The 18,501-nt window shown below is 70.1% G+C and carries 13 protein-coding genes; 8 read left to right on the top strand and 5 right to left on the bottom strand.

The window, feature by feature from the left end; genetic code table 11:
* Positions 1–36: 36 nt before the first annotated feature.
* On the bottom strand, positions 37–1,662 hold the full coding sequence (locus tag ACFVWW_RS26670) for a M4 family metallopeptidase (RefSeq protein ID WP_386878062.1): 1,626 nt from the start codon (positions 1,660–1,662) through the stop codon (positions 37–39).
* Between the two features lie 520 nt (positions 1,663–2,182).
* Here ACFVWW_RS26670 and ACFVWW_RS26665 point away from each other — a divergent pair.
* On the top strand, positions 2,183–4,903 hold the full coding sequence (locus ACFVWW_RS26665) for a carbohydrate-binding protein (RefSeq protein ID WP_386878061.1): 2,721 nt from the start codon (positions 2,183–2,185) through the stop codon (positions 4,901–4,903).
* A gap of 61 nt (positions 4,904–4,964) precedes the next feature.
* Here the strand turns inward: ACFVWW_RS26665 and ACFVWW_RS26660 are convergent, their stop codons facing one another.
* The 3 genes from ACFVWW_RS26660 to ACFVWW_RS26650 form a co-directional block, all read right to left on the bottom strand.
* Positions 4,965–5,165, bottom strand: a complete 201-nt coding sequence (locus ACFVWW_RS26660) for a CDGSH iron-sulfur domain-containing protein (protein WP_384330639.1) — start codon at positions 5,163–5,165, stop codon at positions 4,965–4,967.
* A complete protein-coding gene (locus ACFVWW_RS26655; RefSeq protein ID WP_386878154.1) occupies positions 5,146–5,799 on the bottom strand; it encodes a HemK2/MTQ2 family protein methyltransferase in 654 nt (217 codons plus the stop codon). Before ACFVWW_RS26655 ends, ACFVWW_RS26660 begins: the two co-directional genes overlap by 20 nt.
* Before the next feature lie 69 nt (positions 5,800–5,868).
* Positions 5,869–6,858, bottom strand: a complete 990-nt coding sequence (locus ACFVWW_RS26650) for an iron-containing redox enzyme family protein (protein WP_386878060.1) — start codon at positions 6,856–6,858, stop codon at positions 5,869–5,871.
* A 169-nt stretch (positions 6,859–7,027) separates the two neighbouring features.
* Here ACFVWW_RS26650 and lanKC point away from each other — a divergent pair, with 169 nt between their 5' ends.
* The 4 genes from lanKC to ACFVWW_RS26630 all read left to right on the top strand — a co-directional run bounded on the left by lanKC (position 7,028) and on the right by ACFVWW_RS26630 (position 13,652).
* A complete protein-coding gene (gene lanKC / locus ACFVWW_RS26645; RefSeq protein ID WP_386878059.1) occupies positions 7,028–9,628 on the top strand; it encodes a class III lanthionine synthetase LanKC in 2,601 nt (866 codons plus the stop codon).
* Positions 9,629–9,689: 61 nt separating this feature from the next.
* The gene (locus ACFVWW_RS26640; RefSeq protein WP_384186777.1) at positions 9,690–9,818 is read left to right on the top strand and encodes a SapB/AmfS family lanthipeptide; all 129 of its coding nucleotides are present in this window, start codon (positions 9,690–9,692) and stop codon (positions 9,816–9,818) included.
* A gap of 181 nt (positions 9,819–9,999) precedes the next feature.
* Positions 10,000–11,880: an ATP-binding cassette domain-containing protein gene (locus ACFVWW_RS26635; protein ID WP_386878058.1), complete on the top strand. Its 1,881-nt coding sequence runs from the start codon at positions 10,000–10,002 to the stop codon at positions 11,878–11,880.
* Positions 11,881–11,921: 41 nt separating this feature from the next.
* Positions 11,922–13,652 (top strand): ABC transporter ATP-binding protein, encoded by a 1,731-nt coding sequence (locus ACFVWW_RS26630; protein ID WP_386878153.1) that lies wholly within the window; start codon positions 11,922–11,924, stop codon positions 13,650–13,652.
* A gap of 18 nt (positions 13,653–13,670) precedes the next feature.
* Here ACFVWW_RS26630 and ACFVWW_RS26625 read toward each other — a convergent pair whose 3' ends face one another.
* Complete coding sequence (locus tag ACFVWW_RS26625) at positions 13,671–14,270, bottom strand: LuxR C-terminal-related transcriptional regulator (RefSeq protein WP_384330629.1); 600 nt, start codon at positions 14,268–14,270, stop codon at positions 13,671–13,673.
* A gap of 279 nt (positions 14,271–14,549) precedes the next feature.
* Here ACFVWW_RS26625 and htpX point away from each other — a divergent pair, with 279 nt between their 5' ends.
* The 3 genes from htpX to ligA all read left to right on the top strand — a co-directional run bounded on the left by htpX (position 14,550) and on the right by ligA (position 18,277).
* Entirely contained in the window at positions 14,550–15,455 is a 906-nt protein-coding gene (gene htpX, locus ACFVWW_RS26620) for a zinc metalloprotease HtpX (RefSeq protein ID WP_384186786.1), read from the top strand.
* Positions 15,456–15,527: 72 nt separating this feature from the next.
* Entirely contained in the window at positions 15,528–16,112 is a 585-nt protein-coding gene (locus ACFVWW_RS26615; protein WP_384186789.1) for a hypothetical protein, read from the top strand.
* Positions 16,113–16,165: 53 nt separating this feature from the next.
* On the top strand, positions 16,166–18,277 hold the full coding sequence (ligA, locus tag ACFVWW_RS26610) for an NAD-dependent DNA ligase LigA (protein WP_386878057.1): 2,112 nt from the start codon (positions 16,166–16,168) through the stop codon (positions 18,275–18,277).
* The last annotated feature ends 224 nt before the right edge of the window (positions 18,278–18,501 follow it).

The following is an 18,501-nucleotide window of genomic DNA, read 5'->3' as shown; positions in this document are numbered from 1 at the left end:
TGCCCGGGGCTGTCCGTTACACCGGACCCCTGAGGGTCACTTCACGTTGATGGCGGTCCAGGCGGCGCCGACCGCCTTGTACTCGGCGCTGGTGGTGCCGTACAGGGAGCCCGCCGCGCTCAGCGTCGCGGTGCGCGCCTTCGCGTAGTTGGTGGAGGACGTCATGTACGTGGTGAGCGCCTTGTACCAGATCTTCGTGGCCTTGTCCCGGCCGATGCCGGTGACCGCGGCGCCGGTGTAGGTCGGGCTGTTGTAGCTCACGCCGTTGATGGTCTTCGCGCCGCTGCCCTCGGACAGCAGGTAGAAGAAGTGGTTGGCGGGGCCGGAGGAGTAGTGGACGTCGAGGTTGCCCAGGGTGGACGACCAGTAGTCCTTCGAGCCGCCGTCCTTGCTCGGCTTGTCCTGGTAGCGCAGCGGCGACCCGTCGCCGTTGATGTCGATCTCCTCGCCGATGAGGTAGTCGCCCGGGTCGCTGGCGGTGGCGGAGTAGAACTCGACCGCGGTGGCGAAGATGTCGGAGGTCGCCTCGTTGAGCCCGCCGGACTCACCGCTGTAGGTCAGGTTGGCGGTGGCGGAGGTGACGCCGTGGGTCATCTCGTGCGCGGCCACGTCCAGCGAGGTGAGCGGGTTGGCGTTGCCCGAGCCGTCGCCGTACGTCATGCAGAAGCAGCTGTCGTCCCAGAACGCGTTCACGTAGCTGTTGCCGTAGTGGACGCGCGAGTAGGACGCGACACCGTTGTTCTTGATGCCGTTGCGGCCCAGCACGTTCTTGTAGAAGTCCCAGGTCTCCGCGGCGCCGTAGTGCGCGTCGACGCCCGCGCTCTGGCGGCCGCCGCCCCAGACGTCGTCGGCGTCGGTGAAGAGCGTGCCGGTGCCCGAGGTGCGCTGGTTCAGGTCGTACGTCTTGTGGCTGCCGCGGCCGCCGTCGGTGAGGTTGTACGTGCTGCCGCTCTTCGTGGTGCCGAGCGTCACGGTGCCGTTGTAGTCGCCGGTGCCGGTGCCGGTCTCGATGGCCTCGTCCGTGAACAGCTGCTTGCCGGTGGCGGCGTCGGTGACGACGTGCAGCTCGCTCGGCGTGCCGTCGGGCTGCACGCCCTTGACGACGGTCTCCCAGGCCAGCACGGGCTTGCCGTCGGCCGCCCAGATCACCTTGCGGGGCGCGGTGCCGGCCGCCGCCTCGGTGGTCTTCTCCGCCGAAGCGGCCTTCAGCGCGGTCGACTTGGCGGCCGACGAGGCGACGGCGGCGTCCGTGGTGGCCACCGATATCCGGGCCGTGGTGGCCTTGGTGAGGCTGCGCTCGCCGGCCGGGGTCGCGTGGACGACGAGGTCGCCGCCGAGGACCGGCAGTCCCGCGTAGGTCCGCTCGTAGCGGGTGTGTACAGTGCCGTCCGCGTCCTTGATGACGTCCCGGACGACGAGCTTCTCCTGCGCACCGAGCCCGAGGGCCTTGGCCTCGCTCGTGGTGTCCGCCTGGGCGGACTGGATGGCCTCGACGCGCTGGCCGGGGGTGAGGGCCAGGGCCGTGGCGCCACGCTCCCGGGCGGTGTCGGGCTGAGCGCTGGCCGTGCCGGTCTGGACACCGACGACCACCATGGCGGCGGAGGCGACCAGGGCCGCGAGACGGACGGAGTTCTTGCGGGGGGCGGAAGCTACGAGTCTCACTCAGTCTCCAAGAGTGCCGGACCGCCGGTGAGGGCGGTCCTGTGTGGGGAAGCGGCCGCCTTGGGGGGCTGCCGTTCGATGGTGCTGAGCTGTGCGAGGTGCTGAGCTGTGCGAGTGCCACAAACAGACTCACCGCGACATCTACGCGCGGTGAGCCGTCCAGAGAGTGACATTGATCGGTCAAGTTCGAACAGATCAGAAACCAGAATTTGACCTTGTGTTGCCCGTCGAGCGCGGCATTCAGCCACCAAACGGTCACAGCCGGACAGAGGTTGGGCGCGGACGCACTCAGCGGTGGCCCCCTCGGGGGCAGTTGGGGCGCTACGGGCAGGAGATCCGATCAATGCAGGAAACCGGAGCAAGAATTCTTCTGCGCCGCTACTTGACGGCCCGAAACCTCCGATGTTCACTGCCTGTTACGAACATGTCACCTCGCTGCTTCACTGACCGCCGGCCCAGCCCGGTGGTCCGCGCTGTCGCGTCCTCGCACCCCCCTCGCCGCTCGTGGGAGTGACACACGATGAAAGCAACCCGGCTCCTCGTCTTCGTCCTTGCCGCAGTCTGCTCGATGGGCGCCCTCGCCGGTTCACCGGCGTCCGCGTCACCGGCCGACGCCGCCTTCAACCCCGCGAGCGGTGCGTTGAATGTGGACTACGCCAACTACCTGTCCAAACACGACATCGTCTACAACCGCCCCAACACCAACCCGCAGCACGGCCTGACGGTCGGCAACGGCCGTATGGGCGCGATGGCATGGCAGGCCAACGGCCTGTCCATGCAGGTCTCCGGGGTCGACACCTCACAGCAGACCGCGTTCGGCGCCGGGTCGCTCAACCTGGCCACCACACCGGCGATGGACAGTGGATACTCCACGTTCCAGCAGCGCCTCTCGCTGTACGACGGGACGCTCACCACCAAGTACGACAACAACCGGACCGTCACGGTGATGGGTTCACCGAACTCCGAGGTCATGGGGGTCCATGTCGAGGACACCCGCGGCGGGGTGTCCAGCATCGCGCTGGAGCTGAGCCTGTGGGACGTCAGCTCGCTGGGGAACAGCGGGGACGTGCCCAACCTCGACACCTGGAAGACCGTGTCCACCTACGCGGATGCCGGCGGCGCCGGGCTCAGCCGGGGCCAGGCCGACCCGCAGAACTTCGGCTACACCCTCGCGGCGACCGTGGAGGGAGCCCCGTACACCGCGCAGGTCGTCGACGGCCGCAAGGTACGGCTCACGATCACGCCGTCCACCAGCTACACGATCTGGTTCACCGCCAGCAGCCGGCTCAACGCGCCGAGCCACAACTCCGTGACCCAGGCCAAGAACGCGCTGAACTCGGTGAAGGGCACGGGATACACGAACACCCTGAACAGCTTCCGCAACTGGTGGCACGGGTTCTGGGAGAAGTCGTTCGTGCAGTACTCCAACGGGTCCGGTGAGGCGGACTACATGGAGAACATCTACTACCTCAGCACCTACATGATCGCCGCGGGCGGTTACGGAAACTATCCGTTCCACTTCATCAACGGCGCGTTCCGGGCCACCGGGGACGCGACGAAGTGGAGCAATTCCTACTGGTACTGGAACCAGCGGGACGTCTACAACTCCTTCCTGGCGTCCAATCACGTCGATCTGCTGTCCGGGTTCAACCGGCTGTACAGCCGGAACTTCGACGCGCTGAAGGCGTACACCCGGACGAGATACAACGTGGACGGCATCTGGGTGCCGGAGACCATGGGCTGGGACGGAAACGCCCGCGGCACGGTCAACAGCGAGTACACCCAGGACATCTGGTCGACCGGCGCCGAAGCCGCGTACAACATGTATCTGCAGTACCGCTACACCAACGACACCAACTACCTGCGCACCACGGCGTATCCGTTCATGCGCGAGGTCGCCAAGTTCTACCAGGCGAAGCTGTCGCTCAACAGCGGCACGGGCAAGTACTACGTGGCCACGTCCAACTCGCACGAGACCTACTGGGACGTGCCCAACGCCATCACCGATCTGGCCGCCGTGCGGAACCTGTTCCCGCTGGCCATCCAGGTGGGACAGCAACTGGGTCTGGACGCCGATCTCCGTCCGCAGTGGCAGCGGATCGTGGACAACCTGATCGCGTACCCCTCGGACGCGAACACGTATCTCCCGCACACGCCCCCGATAGCGCAGACCCGCAACAACGAGAACGTCGCGGCCGAGCTCATCTGGCCGTACGACGTCACCGGCATCGGATACCCCGATCAGCAGAAGGCCATCAACACCTGGAACAGCCGGCCGTTCCCCTACGGCAACGTATGGGCGAACGACGCGGTCCAGGCGGCCCGGCTCGGTCTCGGAGACCAGACGTTCCAGGGCATGAAGACCATGCTGCGCAAGTACCAGACCTATCCGAACGGCCTGACGGACAACACCAACGGGGTCTTCGAATATCTCGGTGTGCATCTGTCGGCGATGAACGAGTCGCTGCTCCAGTCGTACAACGACAAGATCCGCGTCTTCCCCGCCGTGCCCGCGGATTCCAGCTTCGTGGGCAAATTCAGCCTGCTCGCCAAGGGCGGCTTCACGGTCAGCTCGGAGCGTGAAGCGGGTGAGATCAAGTATGTCGGGCTGAAGAGCCAGTACGGCAACAGCACCCGGATCGTGAACCCGTGGGGCGGCCAGCAGCTCCGGGTCCGCCGGGTCTCGGACAACGCGACCGTCCTGACCACCAGCGACGCCGAGTTCACCCTCAACACCACCGCCAACACGGTGTACGTGGTCGAGCGCACCGCCAAGCCGCTCACCTCGTACAGCTCGACACGGCTCACCGGGACCGCCAACCAGGACGTGAAGTCCTTGCGCGACACCAATTCCACCCTCGGCCTCAGCCGGTCGCCGAACCCGATGGTCAACGACACCGCGGCGACGTACGACAGCAATTGGTACAGCACGAGCGCCCGGGGATACGGCGACTACAACGACGACACCCATCACAGCAACACGGTGGGCGCGACGGCGCAGTACACCTTCACCGGGACCGGAATCCAGTACCTCTCCGAACGCAACGGGGACATGGGAACGGTCGACGTCTACCTGGACAACGCCTTCCAGGCCACCGTCGACTTGAGGATCTCCGGCGCACGCCAGGTCCAGCAGGTCGTCTGGGAGAAGTCAGGGCTCACCCGCGGCACCCACACCATAAAGATCGTCAACCGGTCCACCTCGGTCGGCATCATCGACGCCTTCCGCATCACTCCCTAGATCCCCACGACAGTGGGCCCCGGCGGATGTCCGCCGGGGCCCGCTCTCGTGCCGGGGACCGCTATTCGTTGGTGCGGCGGCGGTGGCTGGTGTCGCACCAGGGGTAGCTGCGGCTGCGCCGGCAAGTGCAGAGCGCGACACAGAATCGGTCGGAGGTGACGGTGGTGCCGTCCTCCAGTACGACCTCGACCGGGCCTTCCACCAGCGTCGGGCCATCGCGCTGGATGGTGATGCGCCTGGGCTCACGGGATGCGTCGGGCACGGACGACCACCAGCTCTTCCTTGTTCTGGTCCGCCGCCAGCAGACCCTGGGAGTGCAGCCAGGTCCGCCGGGCGCGCATGACCGGGCCGAAAGCGACCGAGCGGCGCTCGGTGACCATGGCGTCCAGACCGGCCGCCCGCAGCCGGCGCAGGGTGGGTTCCTCCCCGCACAGCGCGGAGTGCACGATCAGCAGTACGCCGCCGGGGCGGAGCAGCGCGGGCGCCTCCTGGCAGATGCGGTCGAGGAGGAGCCGGCCGTTGTGTCCGGCGTCCCAGGCCCGGGCCGCTCCGTGGCCGGGACGCGTGCCACCGGGGGCGGGCACATAGGGCGGGTTGGAGAGGATCACGTCGTAGTCGTGCCCCGCCACGGGAGCCAGGAGGTTTCCGCGCAGTACGCGTACCGGGAGGCGGGCCAGCCGCGCGTTGAGCCGGGCACTCAGCACCGATCGCCGGGAGATGTCCACGGCCGTCACCCGGGCGCCCAGCTGTGCGGCGACCAGGGCGAGCGCTCCGGTGCCGGTGCCGACATCAAGAACCTGGGCCCGCGGCGCCAGAGTCTCGTTGCGCAGGGCTTCGGCCAGCAGGGCCGTGTCGTCTTGCGGGGCGTAGACACCCGGCAGTGCTATACAAGTCACCTTCGCCACCTACCCGAATTTACCGGGATGATCGTTATTTTTCCTGGCAGAAGTGGCGACCAGGACCAGTCAGGTGATCACGCGCAGTGATGTCTCCCCGGCCCGCCAGGCCAGGAGGAGGCGCTCGGCCAGCCGGTCCTCCAGGTGTCCCGTGGCGTCGACACCGAAGGCGATGTCGCCCGCGAGTTGCGGTTCCTCCTCCAGCAGGCCGCCGATGACCTCGTGACGCACGACCTGCTCGTGGACGGCGTCGGCCTCGACGTGCTCGCTGTAGAAGAACTCAGCGGCGGGCCCCGCCCCGGTCCGTTTCATGGCCAGCGCGAGACGCCTGGAGCCGGGCGAGGAGGTGACCTCGACAGCGGCGAAGTGCCCCACCAGCGCTCCGCGCAGGCTCCGGTGCAGCCCCAGCAGGGACATGAGATTCACCGTGGCCAGCATTTCCGCGCACCCCGCGTCGAGGTAGTGCCCGTACGTGGTGTCCAGGTCCAGATCGGCCATCAGGTCGGCGAACAGCCGCGCGTGCACCCGCTCCGCCCGGCCGCCGCCCCACTCGTCGAACTCCACCGCCGCCATGCCGGCCTTCGCCCGGCCCCACAGCCGAGGCAGCACCCAGGCATGCGGATCCGCCTCCTTCAGGTGGTACAGCGACCTGTGGGCCGCGTACTCGCGCACCTGCCAGAGCTGTCCCTCGTCCTGGAGGAAATGGGATACGCCCCCTCCGTGCACCGGCTCCACGAGAAGCTCCGCGAGGGCCTCACCGGGATCGTCATGGCGGGCGGCGTCCCGGCGCAGCGCGTCGAGGAACCGCCGCTCCAGCGCGGCCCGTACCCGCAGCAGATCCGGATCCCACTCGCGCGAGGAGTCGACGCCCGCGAAACCGCGGTAGTGCAACTCGTAGCAGACGTACAGGGCGAGCTGGAGATCGTCCCCGTACGGGTCGGCCCGCCGCACGGCGCTCTCGTCGGGCAGCGCCGTACCGCACCGCAGAGAGCCGGTCACCGCGGCCGAGAGAACTCCCCGCGCGTGCGGCAGTGACGGTCCCCGCTGGTCAATAGCCATACCTCTTCTGTACCCGGAGACCGGCCGCGGCACCGGACCGACCGCGGCGCGCTGGGTATTCCGCTCTTGTTACTCGTGCGTAGTCCACGTCGAGCAGGTGACATCGGCGACTGTCTGGCGTTTCCGGCGCCTGGCACCGTTGGCGCTGTCGCCGACCGAGGGAGTGCGCGTGAACAAGGGGTACGCCGTCTTCTGCGATGTCGACCGGCATTTCTACGACGCGCCGCACCGGCTGTCGTCCGACGGCGGCACGGGCCGTGAAGCCCTGTACGAGGCCGCCACCCGCCCGGCACCGGCCGGGTGGCAGCGGCATCGCGCCGGGGACTGGCTGGCCTGGCGTCCACGCGACAGCACACTGCCGGCCCAGGGCTGGAAGATCCACGTGTCGGCGTGCCTGGACAACGCCGAGTCGATCCTGAGCCGGGTCATCGAGTACTGCGTTCCGCGTGGAGTCGCGTTCAAGTTCGTGCCGAGCAGATATCTGCTGCACACCCGCAACGCGAAATACGCGGACCGCAGCGCCAGCGGGAAGTTCATCACGGTCTACCCGACCGACGACGAGGAGTGCCGCACCGTCGCCGAGGGACTCGACGCGCTGCTGACGGGCGAAGCGGGGCCGTACATCCTGAGTGACCTGCGCTGGGGCCAAGGACCGCTTCACCTTCGCTACGGCAGCTTCACCCAGCGCGACTGTTACGACGCCGACGGCGAACTGCGCCCCGCGGTCGAGAACGCCGACGGAAAGCTCGTACCGGATTTCCGGGGCCCGGTCTTCCGGATACCCGACTGGGTCGAACCCCCCGACTTTCTGCGGGCTCACCTCGACGCGCGGGACGCCACGACCGTCGTCGACATCCCGTACACGATCGAGCAGGCGCTCCACTTCTCCAACGGCGGCGGTGTGTACGTCGGCCGGGACAGCAGGACCGGCGAGAAGGTCGTGCTGAAGGAGGCCCGGCCGCACGCGGGGCTGGCCGCCGACGGGGCCGACGCCGTGACCCGCCTGAAGCGTGAACAGGAAGCTCTGGAGCGGCTGTCGGGTCTCCCCTGCACGCCCGAGGTGCTGGACAGCTTCGTCCTGGGCGATCACCACTTCCTGGTGCTCGAATACATCGAGGGCAAGCCCCTGAACACCTTCTTCGCCCGTCGGCACCCGCTGATCGACGCGGACCCCGACGCGGGACGGCTCGCCGAGTACACCGCCTGGGCCCTGCGGATCCACCAGCTGGTCGAGAAGGCCGTCGAGGCGGTGCACAGCCGCAAGGTGGTCTTCAACGATCTGCACCTGTTCAACATCATGGTCTCCGAGGACGAGTCGTCGGTCGTCCTGCTCGACTTCGAGGCGGCCGCGCACGTCGATGACAACGCGCGCCAGACCGTGGCCAGTCCCGCCTTCGTCGCCCCGTCCGACCGGCGCGGCTTCGATGTGGACCGCTATGCGCTCGCCTGTCTGCGCCTGGCGCTCTTCATCCCGCTGACCAGCCTTTTCGCCATCGATCGCGGCAAGGCCACGCATCTGGCCGAGGTGGTGGCCCGGCAGTTCCCGGTCGAGCGCGCTTTCCTCGACGAGGCCGTGGCCGAGATCCTCCGCGACCCCGCGGGCGACAGCGGGACGACCGGCCGGCCGCGGACGCCGGACCGCGGTCCCGCCACGGAGCCCTTCCTTCCGGCGGAGCCCGCCGACTGGCCGCTCAGCCGGGAATCCATGGTGAACGCCATCCTCACCTCGGCGTCACCGGAACGCGAGGACCGCTTCTTCCCCGGCGACATCGCCCAGTTCGCCACGGCGGGCGGCGGCCTGTCCTTCGGCTACGGGACGGCCGGGGTGCTGTACGCGCTGGCCGAGAGCGGAGCCGGCCGGTGCGTCCCGGCGGAGGAGTGGCTGCTGCTGAGGACCAAGCAGCCCGCCTCGGGCACTCCGCTCGGCTTCTACGACGGCCTGGCCGGCCTGGCCTGGACCCTGAACCGGCTCGGTCATCCTGAACGCGCCCTCGAATTAGCCGAATTGACGATGGCCCAGCCATGGGAGGACCTCCCGCCCGACCTGCACAGCGGCGCCGCCGGAATCGGTCTCGCGCTCAGCGCCCTCGCGGACGCGTCCGGCGAGTCGGCGCTGCACGAGGCGGCTCTCCGCTGCGCGGGGCTGGCGGCCCGTTCGGTGCCGGCCGAGGGCGGGATGTCCCGCGCGGGGCTGCTGCACGGCGCTTCGGGCGTCGCCCTGCTCTTCATCCGGCTGTACGAGCGCACCCACGACACGGCCCTGCTCGATCTCGCGGCCCGGGCGCTGCGGCACGATCTGGCCCGGTGTACGCACGGCGTCGGCGGAACCCTCCAGGTCAACGAGGGATGGCGCACGATGCCGTACCTGGGAGCGGGCAGTGTGGGCATCGGCATGGTGCTCGACGACTACCTCGCCCACCGCGCGGACGACGCGTTCGAGCAGGCGCGCGGTGAGATCGTCCAGGCGGCGCAGGCCACCTTCTACGCGCAGCCGGGGCTCTTCCGAGGCGCCGCGGGCATGGTGCTGTACCTCAGCCGTACGACGGCCGGAGGACCCGGCACCGAAGTCGCCGACGTACGGCGGCAGATGGACGCCCTCGCCTGGCACGCCATGGCGTACCGAGGTCAACTGGCCTTCCCCGGAGAGCAGATGATGCGGCTCTCCATGGATCTCGCGACCGGCACCGCCGGTTGTCTCCTGGCACTCGCCGCGGCCTCGCACGACCGCCCGGCGCAGCTGCCGTTCCTCCCGCCGCTCCGGCGGCCCTAGAGCCGGCTCCCTCCGGGAGCCGTGATCAAGCACACCGTCCCCATGAATGAGAGGAAACATCATGACCCTTCTCGACCTGCAGTCGATGGAGACCCCGAAGGAAGAGGCCACCGGCGACGTGGCCACAGGAAGCCGCGCGAGCCTGCTGCTCTGTGGTGACAGCAGCCTGAGCATCACCACCTGTAACTGAAGCCCCACCCGGCTGACGTGGTGTCCCGCTGGTCGCACCGGTAGGCAGCGGCCGCGGTGAACGAGGTCCCGGGCGGTCCGCCGCCCGGGACCTTCGCGCCGCCGGGAGACCGTGGCCCGAAGTCCTGACCGCCGGCTCGCGCGCACGGCCCGGCCCCTGAACCGGAGGAGGCCCCGCCCCGATGGTGTTCCCGCGTCAGCGTCGCGGAGCACGCGACTCGCCCGCTTCCGCGCGTACCGGCCCCGGCCCTCTTCTGGGCGCGGCCCGGCACAGCGCGGGCCGCACGACGGCGGTCTTCGTCTGCTCGGCCGCTTCGGCCGCCGCATCCCTCGCCCTGCCGGCGCTCGTCGGACGCGCCCTGGACCTGCTGCTCGACCGGGACCGCGACGCCGGATTCTGGGTCGTCCTGTGTGCCGTCGCGATCACCGCGGAGGTGCTCCTCGACGCGCTCGTGGCCCTGCTGAGCGGGACGACCAACGCCCGGTCGACCGCCTGGCTGCGGACCCGCGGCCTGGCCCGGTTCCTCGCGGCGCCACCGGAACACGGCGCCCGCTTCTCCCCCGGTGAGGTGGCGGCCCGCCTGTCCGCGAACGCGACGGAGGCCGGTACCGCGCCGGTGACGGCCGCGGCCCTCGCGGCGTCGCTCCTCGCGCCGGCCGGGGCGATCGTCGCACTGCTCCTCATCGACCTGTGGACGGCCCTCGCCTTCCTTGTCGGGCTGCCCCTCCTGGTGCTGGTGCTGCGCTCCTTCGCCCGTGGTTCCTCCGACAGCGTCGCGCGGTACCAGCGGGTGCAGTCGGACATCGCGTCCCGGCTCGTCGAGGCGCTGGGCGGGGCGCGCACGATCGCCGCCGCCGGCACCAGTGAGCACGAGCGCGCCCGTATCCTCGCTCCCCTGTCCGAACTGGGCGTGCAGGGCCGGCGTATGTGGAGTGTGCACGGCAGCGCCGTCGCCCGCAGCGGCGTCCTGATGCCGCTGCTGACGACCGGGGTCCTGGCGGTCGGCGGGGCGCGGCTGGCGTCCGGCCGGATCAGTGTCGGCGAGCTGCTGGCCGCCTCGCGGTACGCGGCCCTGGCGGCCGGTGTGGGCGCGGTGGCCGGGCTGCTGGGCTCGCTGATCCGGAGCCGGTCCGCGGCGCGCAGGACCTCCGCGCTCCTGGACCTGCCCGCCATGACGTACGGCGACGCGTCCTTGCCGCCCGACGGGCGCGGCACGCTCGAACTGCGCGGGGTCCAGGTCGTACGGGACGGCCAACGCCTGCTCTCCGACGTGGACCTGGAGATTCCCGGGGGCACGTCGGCCGCCGTGGTGGGGCGCTCGGGAGCGGGCAAGTCCATGCTGGCCGCGGTCGCCGGACGGCTCACCGATCCCGACGAGGGCCGGGTCCTGCTCGACGGCGTGCGTCTGGAGGCCGTCGAGCGCGGCCGGCTGCGTCGCGAGGTCGGGTACGCGTTCGAACGGCCCGTGCTGTTCGGTGACACGATCGGCGAGGCCCTCTCCAGCGGCGCCGAGCGGGCCTCCTCGCGACGGATACGGTCCGCGGCCCGGGCGGCGAGCGCCGACGCCTTCGTCCGGCTGCTGCCGCGGGGGTACGACACCCCGCCGGCCGAGGCGCCGCTGTCCGGGGGCGAACTCCAGCGGCTCGGTCTGGCGCGGGCCTTCGCCCATGCCGGACGTCTGCTGATCCTCGACGACGCGACCTCCAGCCTGGACACCGTCACCGAGCGTCAGGTGGAGCGCGCACTCGTCCAGGACGTCCGGGCGGGCACCCGGCTGGTCGTCGCCCACCGGCTCTCCTCCGCCGTCCGGGCCGATCTGGTGATCTGGCTGGAGGAGGGGCGGGTACGGGCGGTGGGACCGCACGCGGAGCTGTGGCGGAACCCGGCCTACCGCGCCGTCTTCGCAGTGCCCGACGCGGACCCGGCGGACCCGGCGGACCCGGCGGCGCAGGGCCCGGCCTCCTCAGGACCACCGGCCTCCTCAGGAGCTGCCTCGGAGGGCTCCGTACGGTACGGAACGGCGCAGCCCGCGGCCGCTCCCCTTGAACGGCCCGGCCGGTGACGGCCACGGACGTGGCCGGCCGGCCGCCGGAGGGCCGCGGCATGCTGCGCCGGATCCTTCCGCAGGGCCGGGCCTTTCTGCTGCGCAGGAAGGGGGTCCTGGTCAGGCTCGCGGGCTGGTCCCTGCTGGAGTCCGCGCAGACCTTCCTCGGTGGATATTGCCTGGCGCGCGCACTCGACCGCGGATTCCTGGTGGGGCAGACCAGCACCGGCCTGTGGTGGCTGGCCGTGGCGGCCGCCGCGATCCTGGTCGGCGGCCCGCTGGTCCGTGGTGTCTTCGCCCAGCTGGCGGCGCTGGTGGAGCCGTTGCGTGATGCCTTGGTCCGCCGCGCGGTGACCCAGTCGCTGCGCCGCGCGGTGGCCGATCCGGCGCGTGCGGACGGCGGCGCGGTGTCGCGGCTCACGCATCAGACCGAGATCGTCCGGGACAGCTTCGCCGGACTGGTGCTCACCGCGCGCTCCTTCGTCTTCACCGCGGCGGGAGCGCTGGCCGGCCTGCTGACCCTCGCGCCGCAGTTCCTGCTCGTGGTCGTGCCGCCGCTGGCGCTGGGGCTGCTGCTGTTCCTTGCCACGCTCCTGCCGATGGCGACCGCCCAGCGCGCCTTCCTGGACATCGACGAGGACATCGCCCGCCGGGTCGGCACGATCGGCGCCGGACTGCGCGACATCGTGGCCTCCGGTACGCAAGAAGATGTGGCGGACCGTACGGGGAAGCTGATCGACGCCGGGGCCCGGGCGTCGGACACCCTGGCCCGCTGGGCGGCCGTCCGCACCCTGGCGCTGGGCGTGGCCGGTCAGCTGCCGGTGATCCTGCTGCTGACCGCCACGCCGTGGCTGCTGCGGCAGGGCGTCACGGCGGGCGCCCTGATCGGAGCCCTGACCTATCTCGTCCAGGCCCTGCTGCCCGCCCTGCACACGCTGATGACCGCCCTGGGGGCAGCGGGCACCCGGCTGCTCGTGGTGCTGGACCGGTTCGAGGAGGAGACAACCGAGGACGGGACGGTCCGGGCGGCCCCCGTGGGCGCCGCCCGCGAAGCAGCCGCGCCCGGGCCGTTCCCCGCGCCGGCGGCGGAGGTCCGCTCCGTGACGCTGGCGTACGGCCCCGGTGCGCCACCCGTGCTGGACCGTCTCGACCTGGTCGTCGAGCAGGGCGAGCATGTCGCGGTGGTGGGACCGAGCGGTATCGGCAAGTCCACCCTCACGAGCGTCCTCTCGGGGCTGCTCGCTCCCGACCGGGGAACCGTTCTGCTGGCCGGGCAGCCCGTAGCCGGCCTGACCGCGCGCGACCTGGCGGGTCTGCGCGTCCTGATACCGCAGCAGGCGTACGTATTCACCGGCACGGTCCGCGACAACCTTCTGCAGCTGCGGCCCGACGCGTCAGCCGCCGAGCTCGCACGGGCGGTCTCCGCGGTGGGCGCCGACGAGCTGGTCGGCCGGCTCGGCGGCCCGGACGCCCTGGTCGATCCCGCCAGGCTCTCCCAGGGCGAGCGGCAGTTGCTGGCCCTGTGCCGCGCCTATCTGTCCCCCGCGCCCCTGGTGGTGCTGGACGAGGCCACCTGTCATCTGGATCCGGTCGCCGAGGCGCGGGCGGAACAGGCTCTCGCCGAGCGCGCGGGCTCACTGATCGTCGTCGCGCACCGGCTGTCGTCCGCGCGCCGCGCGGACCGCGTTCTCGTACTGGACGGGACCAGCCCCGCGTACGGGACGCACGACCAGCTGCTGGCCCGCTCGCCTCTTTACCGCGATCTGGTGGGCCACTGGCAGAGCGGTTGAGGAACCGTCCGGCGCCGGTCACAACCAGCCGGCGCCCCGGGATATCCGTATCGCGTCAACTCGGTTGCGTGCGCCGACCTTTCGTATCGCGGCGGCCAGGTAGTTGCGTATCGTCCCCTTGGACAGATGCAGGGATCGCGCGATTTCGTCGATCGGCGCCCCTTCCGCCGCCATGGCGAGCACGCCGAGTTCGCGTGGCGTCAAGGGCATATTCGCGGCCTGCAGAAAATCGAGAGCCAGCGATTCATCGATGAATCGCTCGCCTCTGGCGACTTTGTGTATCGCTTCAACTAAACGCCCCGGCTCACCGTCCTTGTTGACGTATCCGAGCGCCCCCGCTTCAAAGGCTCTACGGAGCGCTCCTGGCTTGCGCGCGGTGGTGAGAACCAGCAGCGCGGGATCATCGCCCGGGTCACCGGTGGCGTTGCCCGCGCCGTCGCCGTACACCGGATAGTCCAGACAGTCGACATCGGCCACACAGACATGTGGACGGGTCCGCGACCGGGACGCCGTTCGTCCGGAGACCGAGGTCACGTCCAGTGTCTCCTCGGAACGCAGAAGCGCCACCAGAGCCGAGCGGAACAGACTCGCATGGTGCAGAACAAGGACCCTGATCATGGCACTTCCCCCCTTTATGCCGCCGTACGGCGGTCATGCGTTGTGATCGTTCAGTGTCTCGTACGCACCCCCACCCCACTGCCCCTTCAAAGAAGGAAGGAACACGAATTTCCGGCAGCACGGGAGGCATTCTTCAGGGCGCATGAGCCCTGGTGTGCGCCAGTGCGCCACCGTGCGCCCCCGGCAATACGGAGCCTTGTTCGAATCCCATCCGGCGCATATTCCGTTTCGCCGCCGAAGGAGGAAAATTAACAGCAGAGAGAGTGAGTGGAGGCGACGATGACACGAACCCGGTACACCCCGGACCGCGGTCTGACCACGCGCATGGTGACCACCATGTTCCTGATCGGTCTGCTGTACGTGGTCCTGGTCGGTGTACTTCTGGCAGTACTACGAGGCGCCTGGCCGCTCATCGTGATCGTCGCGGGCGGCCTCTTCATCGCGCAGTTCTGGTTCAGCGACCGCATCGCCGCCTTCAGCATGGGCGCCCGGGAGGTCACCCCCGAGCAGGCACCCGAGCTGCACGGCGCCGTCGACCGGATCTGCGCGCTGGCCGACATGCCCAAACCACGGGTGGCCATCGCCCAGAGCGACATCCCGAACGCCTTCGCCACCGGCAGGAGCCAGCGCAGCGCACTGGTCTGTGCCACCACCGGCCTGCTGCGCAGACTGGAGCCCGAGGAGCTGGAAGGGGTCCTCGCCCACGAGATGTCGCATGTCGCGCACCGCGATGTCGCCGTCATGACCATCGCCTCGTTCCTCGGCGTCCTCGCGGGCCTGATCACCCGGATAGCCCTGTGGAGCGGCCTCGCGAGGAGCGCCAGGAACGCCGGCCCGGCGGGGATCGCGATCCTGCTGATTCCGCTGGTCAGCGCGGTGGTCTACGCGATCGGCTTTCTGCTGACCCGGCTGCTCTCCCGCTACCGCGAGCTCTCCGCCGACCGCACCGCCGCGCTGCTCACCGGCCGCCCTTCGGCGCTCGCCTCTGCACTGACGAAGGTGAGCGGTCAGATGGCCCGGATCCCGACCGAGGACCTGCGGAAGGCGGAGCCGTACAACGCCTTCTACTTCGTGCCGGCGTTCTCCTCGAAGGAGAGCCTGGGCCGTCTGCTCTCCTCGCACCCGACGCTCGAACAGCGGCTGGACCAGCTCGCCCACATCTCCGCCCAGCTCGCCCGCCCGTGAGCGCCGTACGCCCCTGATACCGACGGCACCGATCGCCCCGTCAACCGCACCGAGCAGCGAGGAGCTGGTCCCGTGGGTCTTCTCGACACCATCCTCGGCCGGAGCAAGCCCGTCCGGCCCGATCTCGACCAGCTCTTCGCGCTGCCGTCGGCCGCCCTCACCCTCCAGGCGGGCGCCGGGTTCACCCCCACCGGCCTCGGCTCGGTCTGCTTCGCCGGCGTCGAGGGCGGCGGGTTCGCGCGGATCCGGCAGGACGTACAGGAACTGCTCGACGCGGACACCGGCCGGGCCGGATCCCCGGTGGAGTTCAGCCAGGACTCGTTCGGCTACACCTGGCTGCTCGCTCGGCAGGCCCCCGATGACACGGCCGCCCTGGTGAACGATCTGCACGCGGTCAACACACTGCTCCAGGACGGCGGATTCGGCCCGCAGCTTCTCTGCTCGCTCGTCAGCTTCCGGGACGCCGAACGGCGGCCTCTCGCTCTCGTCTACCTCTACAAGCGCGGCACCTTCTATCCCTTCGCTCCCCTGCCCGGCGGCGCCGAGAAGCGTGACAACGAGCGGGAACTCCAGGTCAGAGCGGTGCTCGGGGAGGACCTGCGCATCGAACCCGACCTCTCCCGCTGGTTCCCCGTCTGGGGCGCCCCAGGGCTGTGACACCTGCCCGCCCGGGCGGGAGGCCGGCTCGATTGTCAGTGGCCGGCGGCAGGATGAACAGCATGACGACGACTTCTGCCACAGTCACCGACGCCTCCGTGTACGCCCAGGCGGTGGAGGATGCCGCCAAGGCCGCCGCCGCGTATTACGCGGGCGGCGACAGCGCCCTGGACGACGACACGTACGACAGGCTGGTCCGCGGGATCGCCGCCTACGAGCAGGCGCATCCCGACGAGGTGCTGGCGCATTCGCCGACCGGGAAGGTCGCCGGCGGAGCCGCGGTCGGCGATGTGCCGCACACGGCCCCGATGCTGTCGTTGGACAACGTGTTCTCCGCCGAGCAGTTCACGGCGTGGGCCGCCTCGCTGGAGCGCCGGCTGGGCCACCCGGTGGATGCCTGGAGTGTGGAGCCGAAGCTCGACGGTCTCGCCATCGCCGCGCGCTACGAGAACGGGAAGCTGATACGGCTGATCACCCGCGGGGACGGCATCGCCGGCGAGGACGTCTCGCACGCCGTCGGCACCGTCGTGGGCCTGCCGGGACAGCTCGCGGAACCGGTCACCCTGGAGGTGCGCGGCGAAGTCCTGATGACGAACGAGCAGTTCGAGCGGGCGAACACGGTGCGTACCGCGCACGGTGCCACGCCGTTCGCCAATCCCCGCAGCGGTGCGGCCGGGACGCTGCGGGCCAAGGACCGCCCGTACACGGTGGAGACCACCTTCTACTGCTACGGGGCGCTGCCCCTGCCCTCCTCCGGCCGGCTCGCCGAGGAGCTCCGGCGCCTGCCGCACAGCCAGGTGCTCGCCCATGTGGCCGGTCTGGGCGTCCACACCGCCGCCGCGACCGCGGTCCCGCCCCGCGCGGTGACCACGACGGCCGAGGTCCTGGAACGGGTGGCGGAGATCGCGGGGCTGCGCGCCGGACTGCCGTTCGGGATCGACGGCATCGTCATCAAGGCCGACCGGGCCGAGGACCAGCGCGCGGCGGGGTCGGGATCACGGGCGCCGCGGTGGGCCATCGCGTACAAGCTTCCCGCGGTCGAGAAGATGACCCGCCTGCTGGACGTGGAGTGGAATGTCGGCCGCACCGGGATCATCGCGCCGCGCGCCGTTCTGGAACCGGTGGAGATCGACGGATCCACCGTCACCTACGCCACGCTGCACAACCCGGCGGACATCACCCGCCGCGATCTGCGGATCGGTGACCAGGTGATGGTCCACAAGGCCGGCGACATCATCCCCCGTATCGAAGCGCCCGTCGCCCACCTGCGGACCGGGGACGAGCGTCCGGTCGTCTTCCCCGAGAGCTGTCCTCGGTGCGGATCCGGCATCGACGGCGGCGAGCAGCGCTGGCGCTGTGTCCGCGGCCGCGACTGCCGCGTGGTGGCGTCCATCTCGTACGCGGTCGGCCGCGACCAGCTCGACATCGAAGGCCTCGGCACCACCCGCGTCGTCCAGCTCGTCGACGCCGGGCTGGTGACGGACTTCGCCGATCTGTTCACCGTACGGCGCGAGCGGCTCCTCGCCCTGGAGCGGATGGGCGAGACCAGTACCGACAACCTCCTCGCGGCCATCGAAGGGGCGAAGAGGAAGCCGCTGTCCCGGGTCCTGGCGGCGCTCGGTGTCCGGGGCACCGGGCGCTCCATGTCCCGCCGTCTCGCCCGTCACTTCGCCACCATGGACCGGGTCAGAACGGCCGACGCCGAAGCGATCCGGCGCGTCGAGGGCATCGGTCCGGAGAAGGCACCGGTGATCGTGGCCGAACTCGCCGAACTGGCCCCGCTGATCGACAAGCTCGTCGCCGCGGGTGTCAACATGACCGAGCCGGGCGCCACCGAGCCGCCCGCGACGCAGGAGAACAGCCCCGAAGGCGCCTCCGCCGGCGGGCCGCTGGACGGCATGACCGTCGTGGTCACCGGCGCGATGACCGGGCCCCTGGCGGAACTGTCCCGGAATCAGATGAACGAGCTCATCGAGCGGGCCGGTGGGAAGTCCTCCTCCAGTGTCTCCAAGCGCACCACCCTGGTCGTCGCCGGGGAGAACGCCGGATCCAAGCGGGCCAAGGCCGAAGACCTGGGCATCCGGACCGCCACGCCCGACGAGTTCGCCGGTCTCATAGCCGGTCTCCTCGCCGAGGACGCCGCCGGGACGGCCGCGGATCGCTGAACGTCACAGCCCGGCCTTGGGGCGCTGGGGGGCGCGGACTTCTTGAGTGACCGGCACGCCGCCATGCGCTCCGCCATTCAGGTGACTCTCCGTCAAGATGCTTGCGCCATATTCCACTGGTATGGGTCACTGAGATCCGAACCGGTGGGAAGCCCAGCCCACTTCGGGGAAGCGCGGCATTCGGGCTACTCGCGAAGAGCCCCCTAGCGCGCACAAGACACTGA

The organism is Streptomyces sp. NPDC058198, from assembly GCF_042882605.1.
Lineage (GTDB): Bacteria > Actinomycetota > Actinomycetes > Streptomycetales > Streptomycetaceae > Streptomyces.
This window is presented reverse-complemented; position numbering and strand designations above follow the sequence as displayed.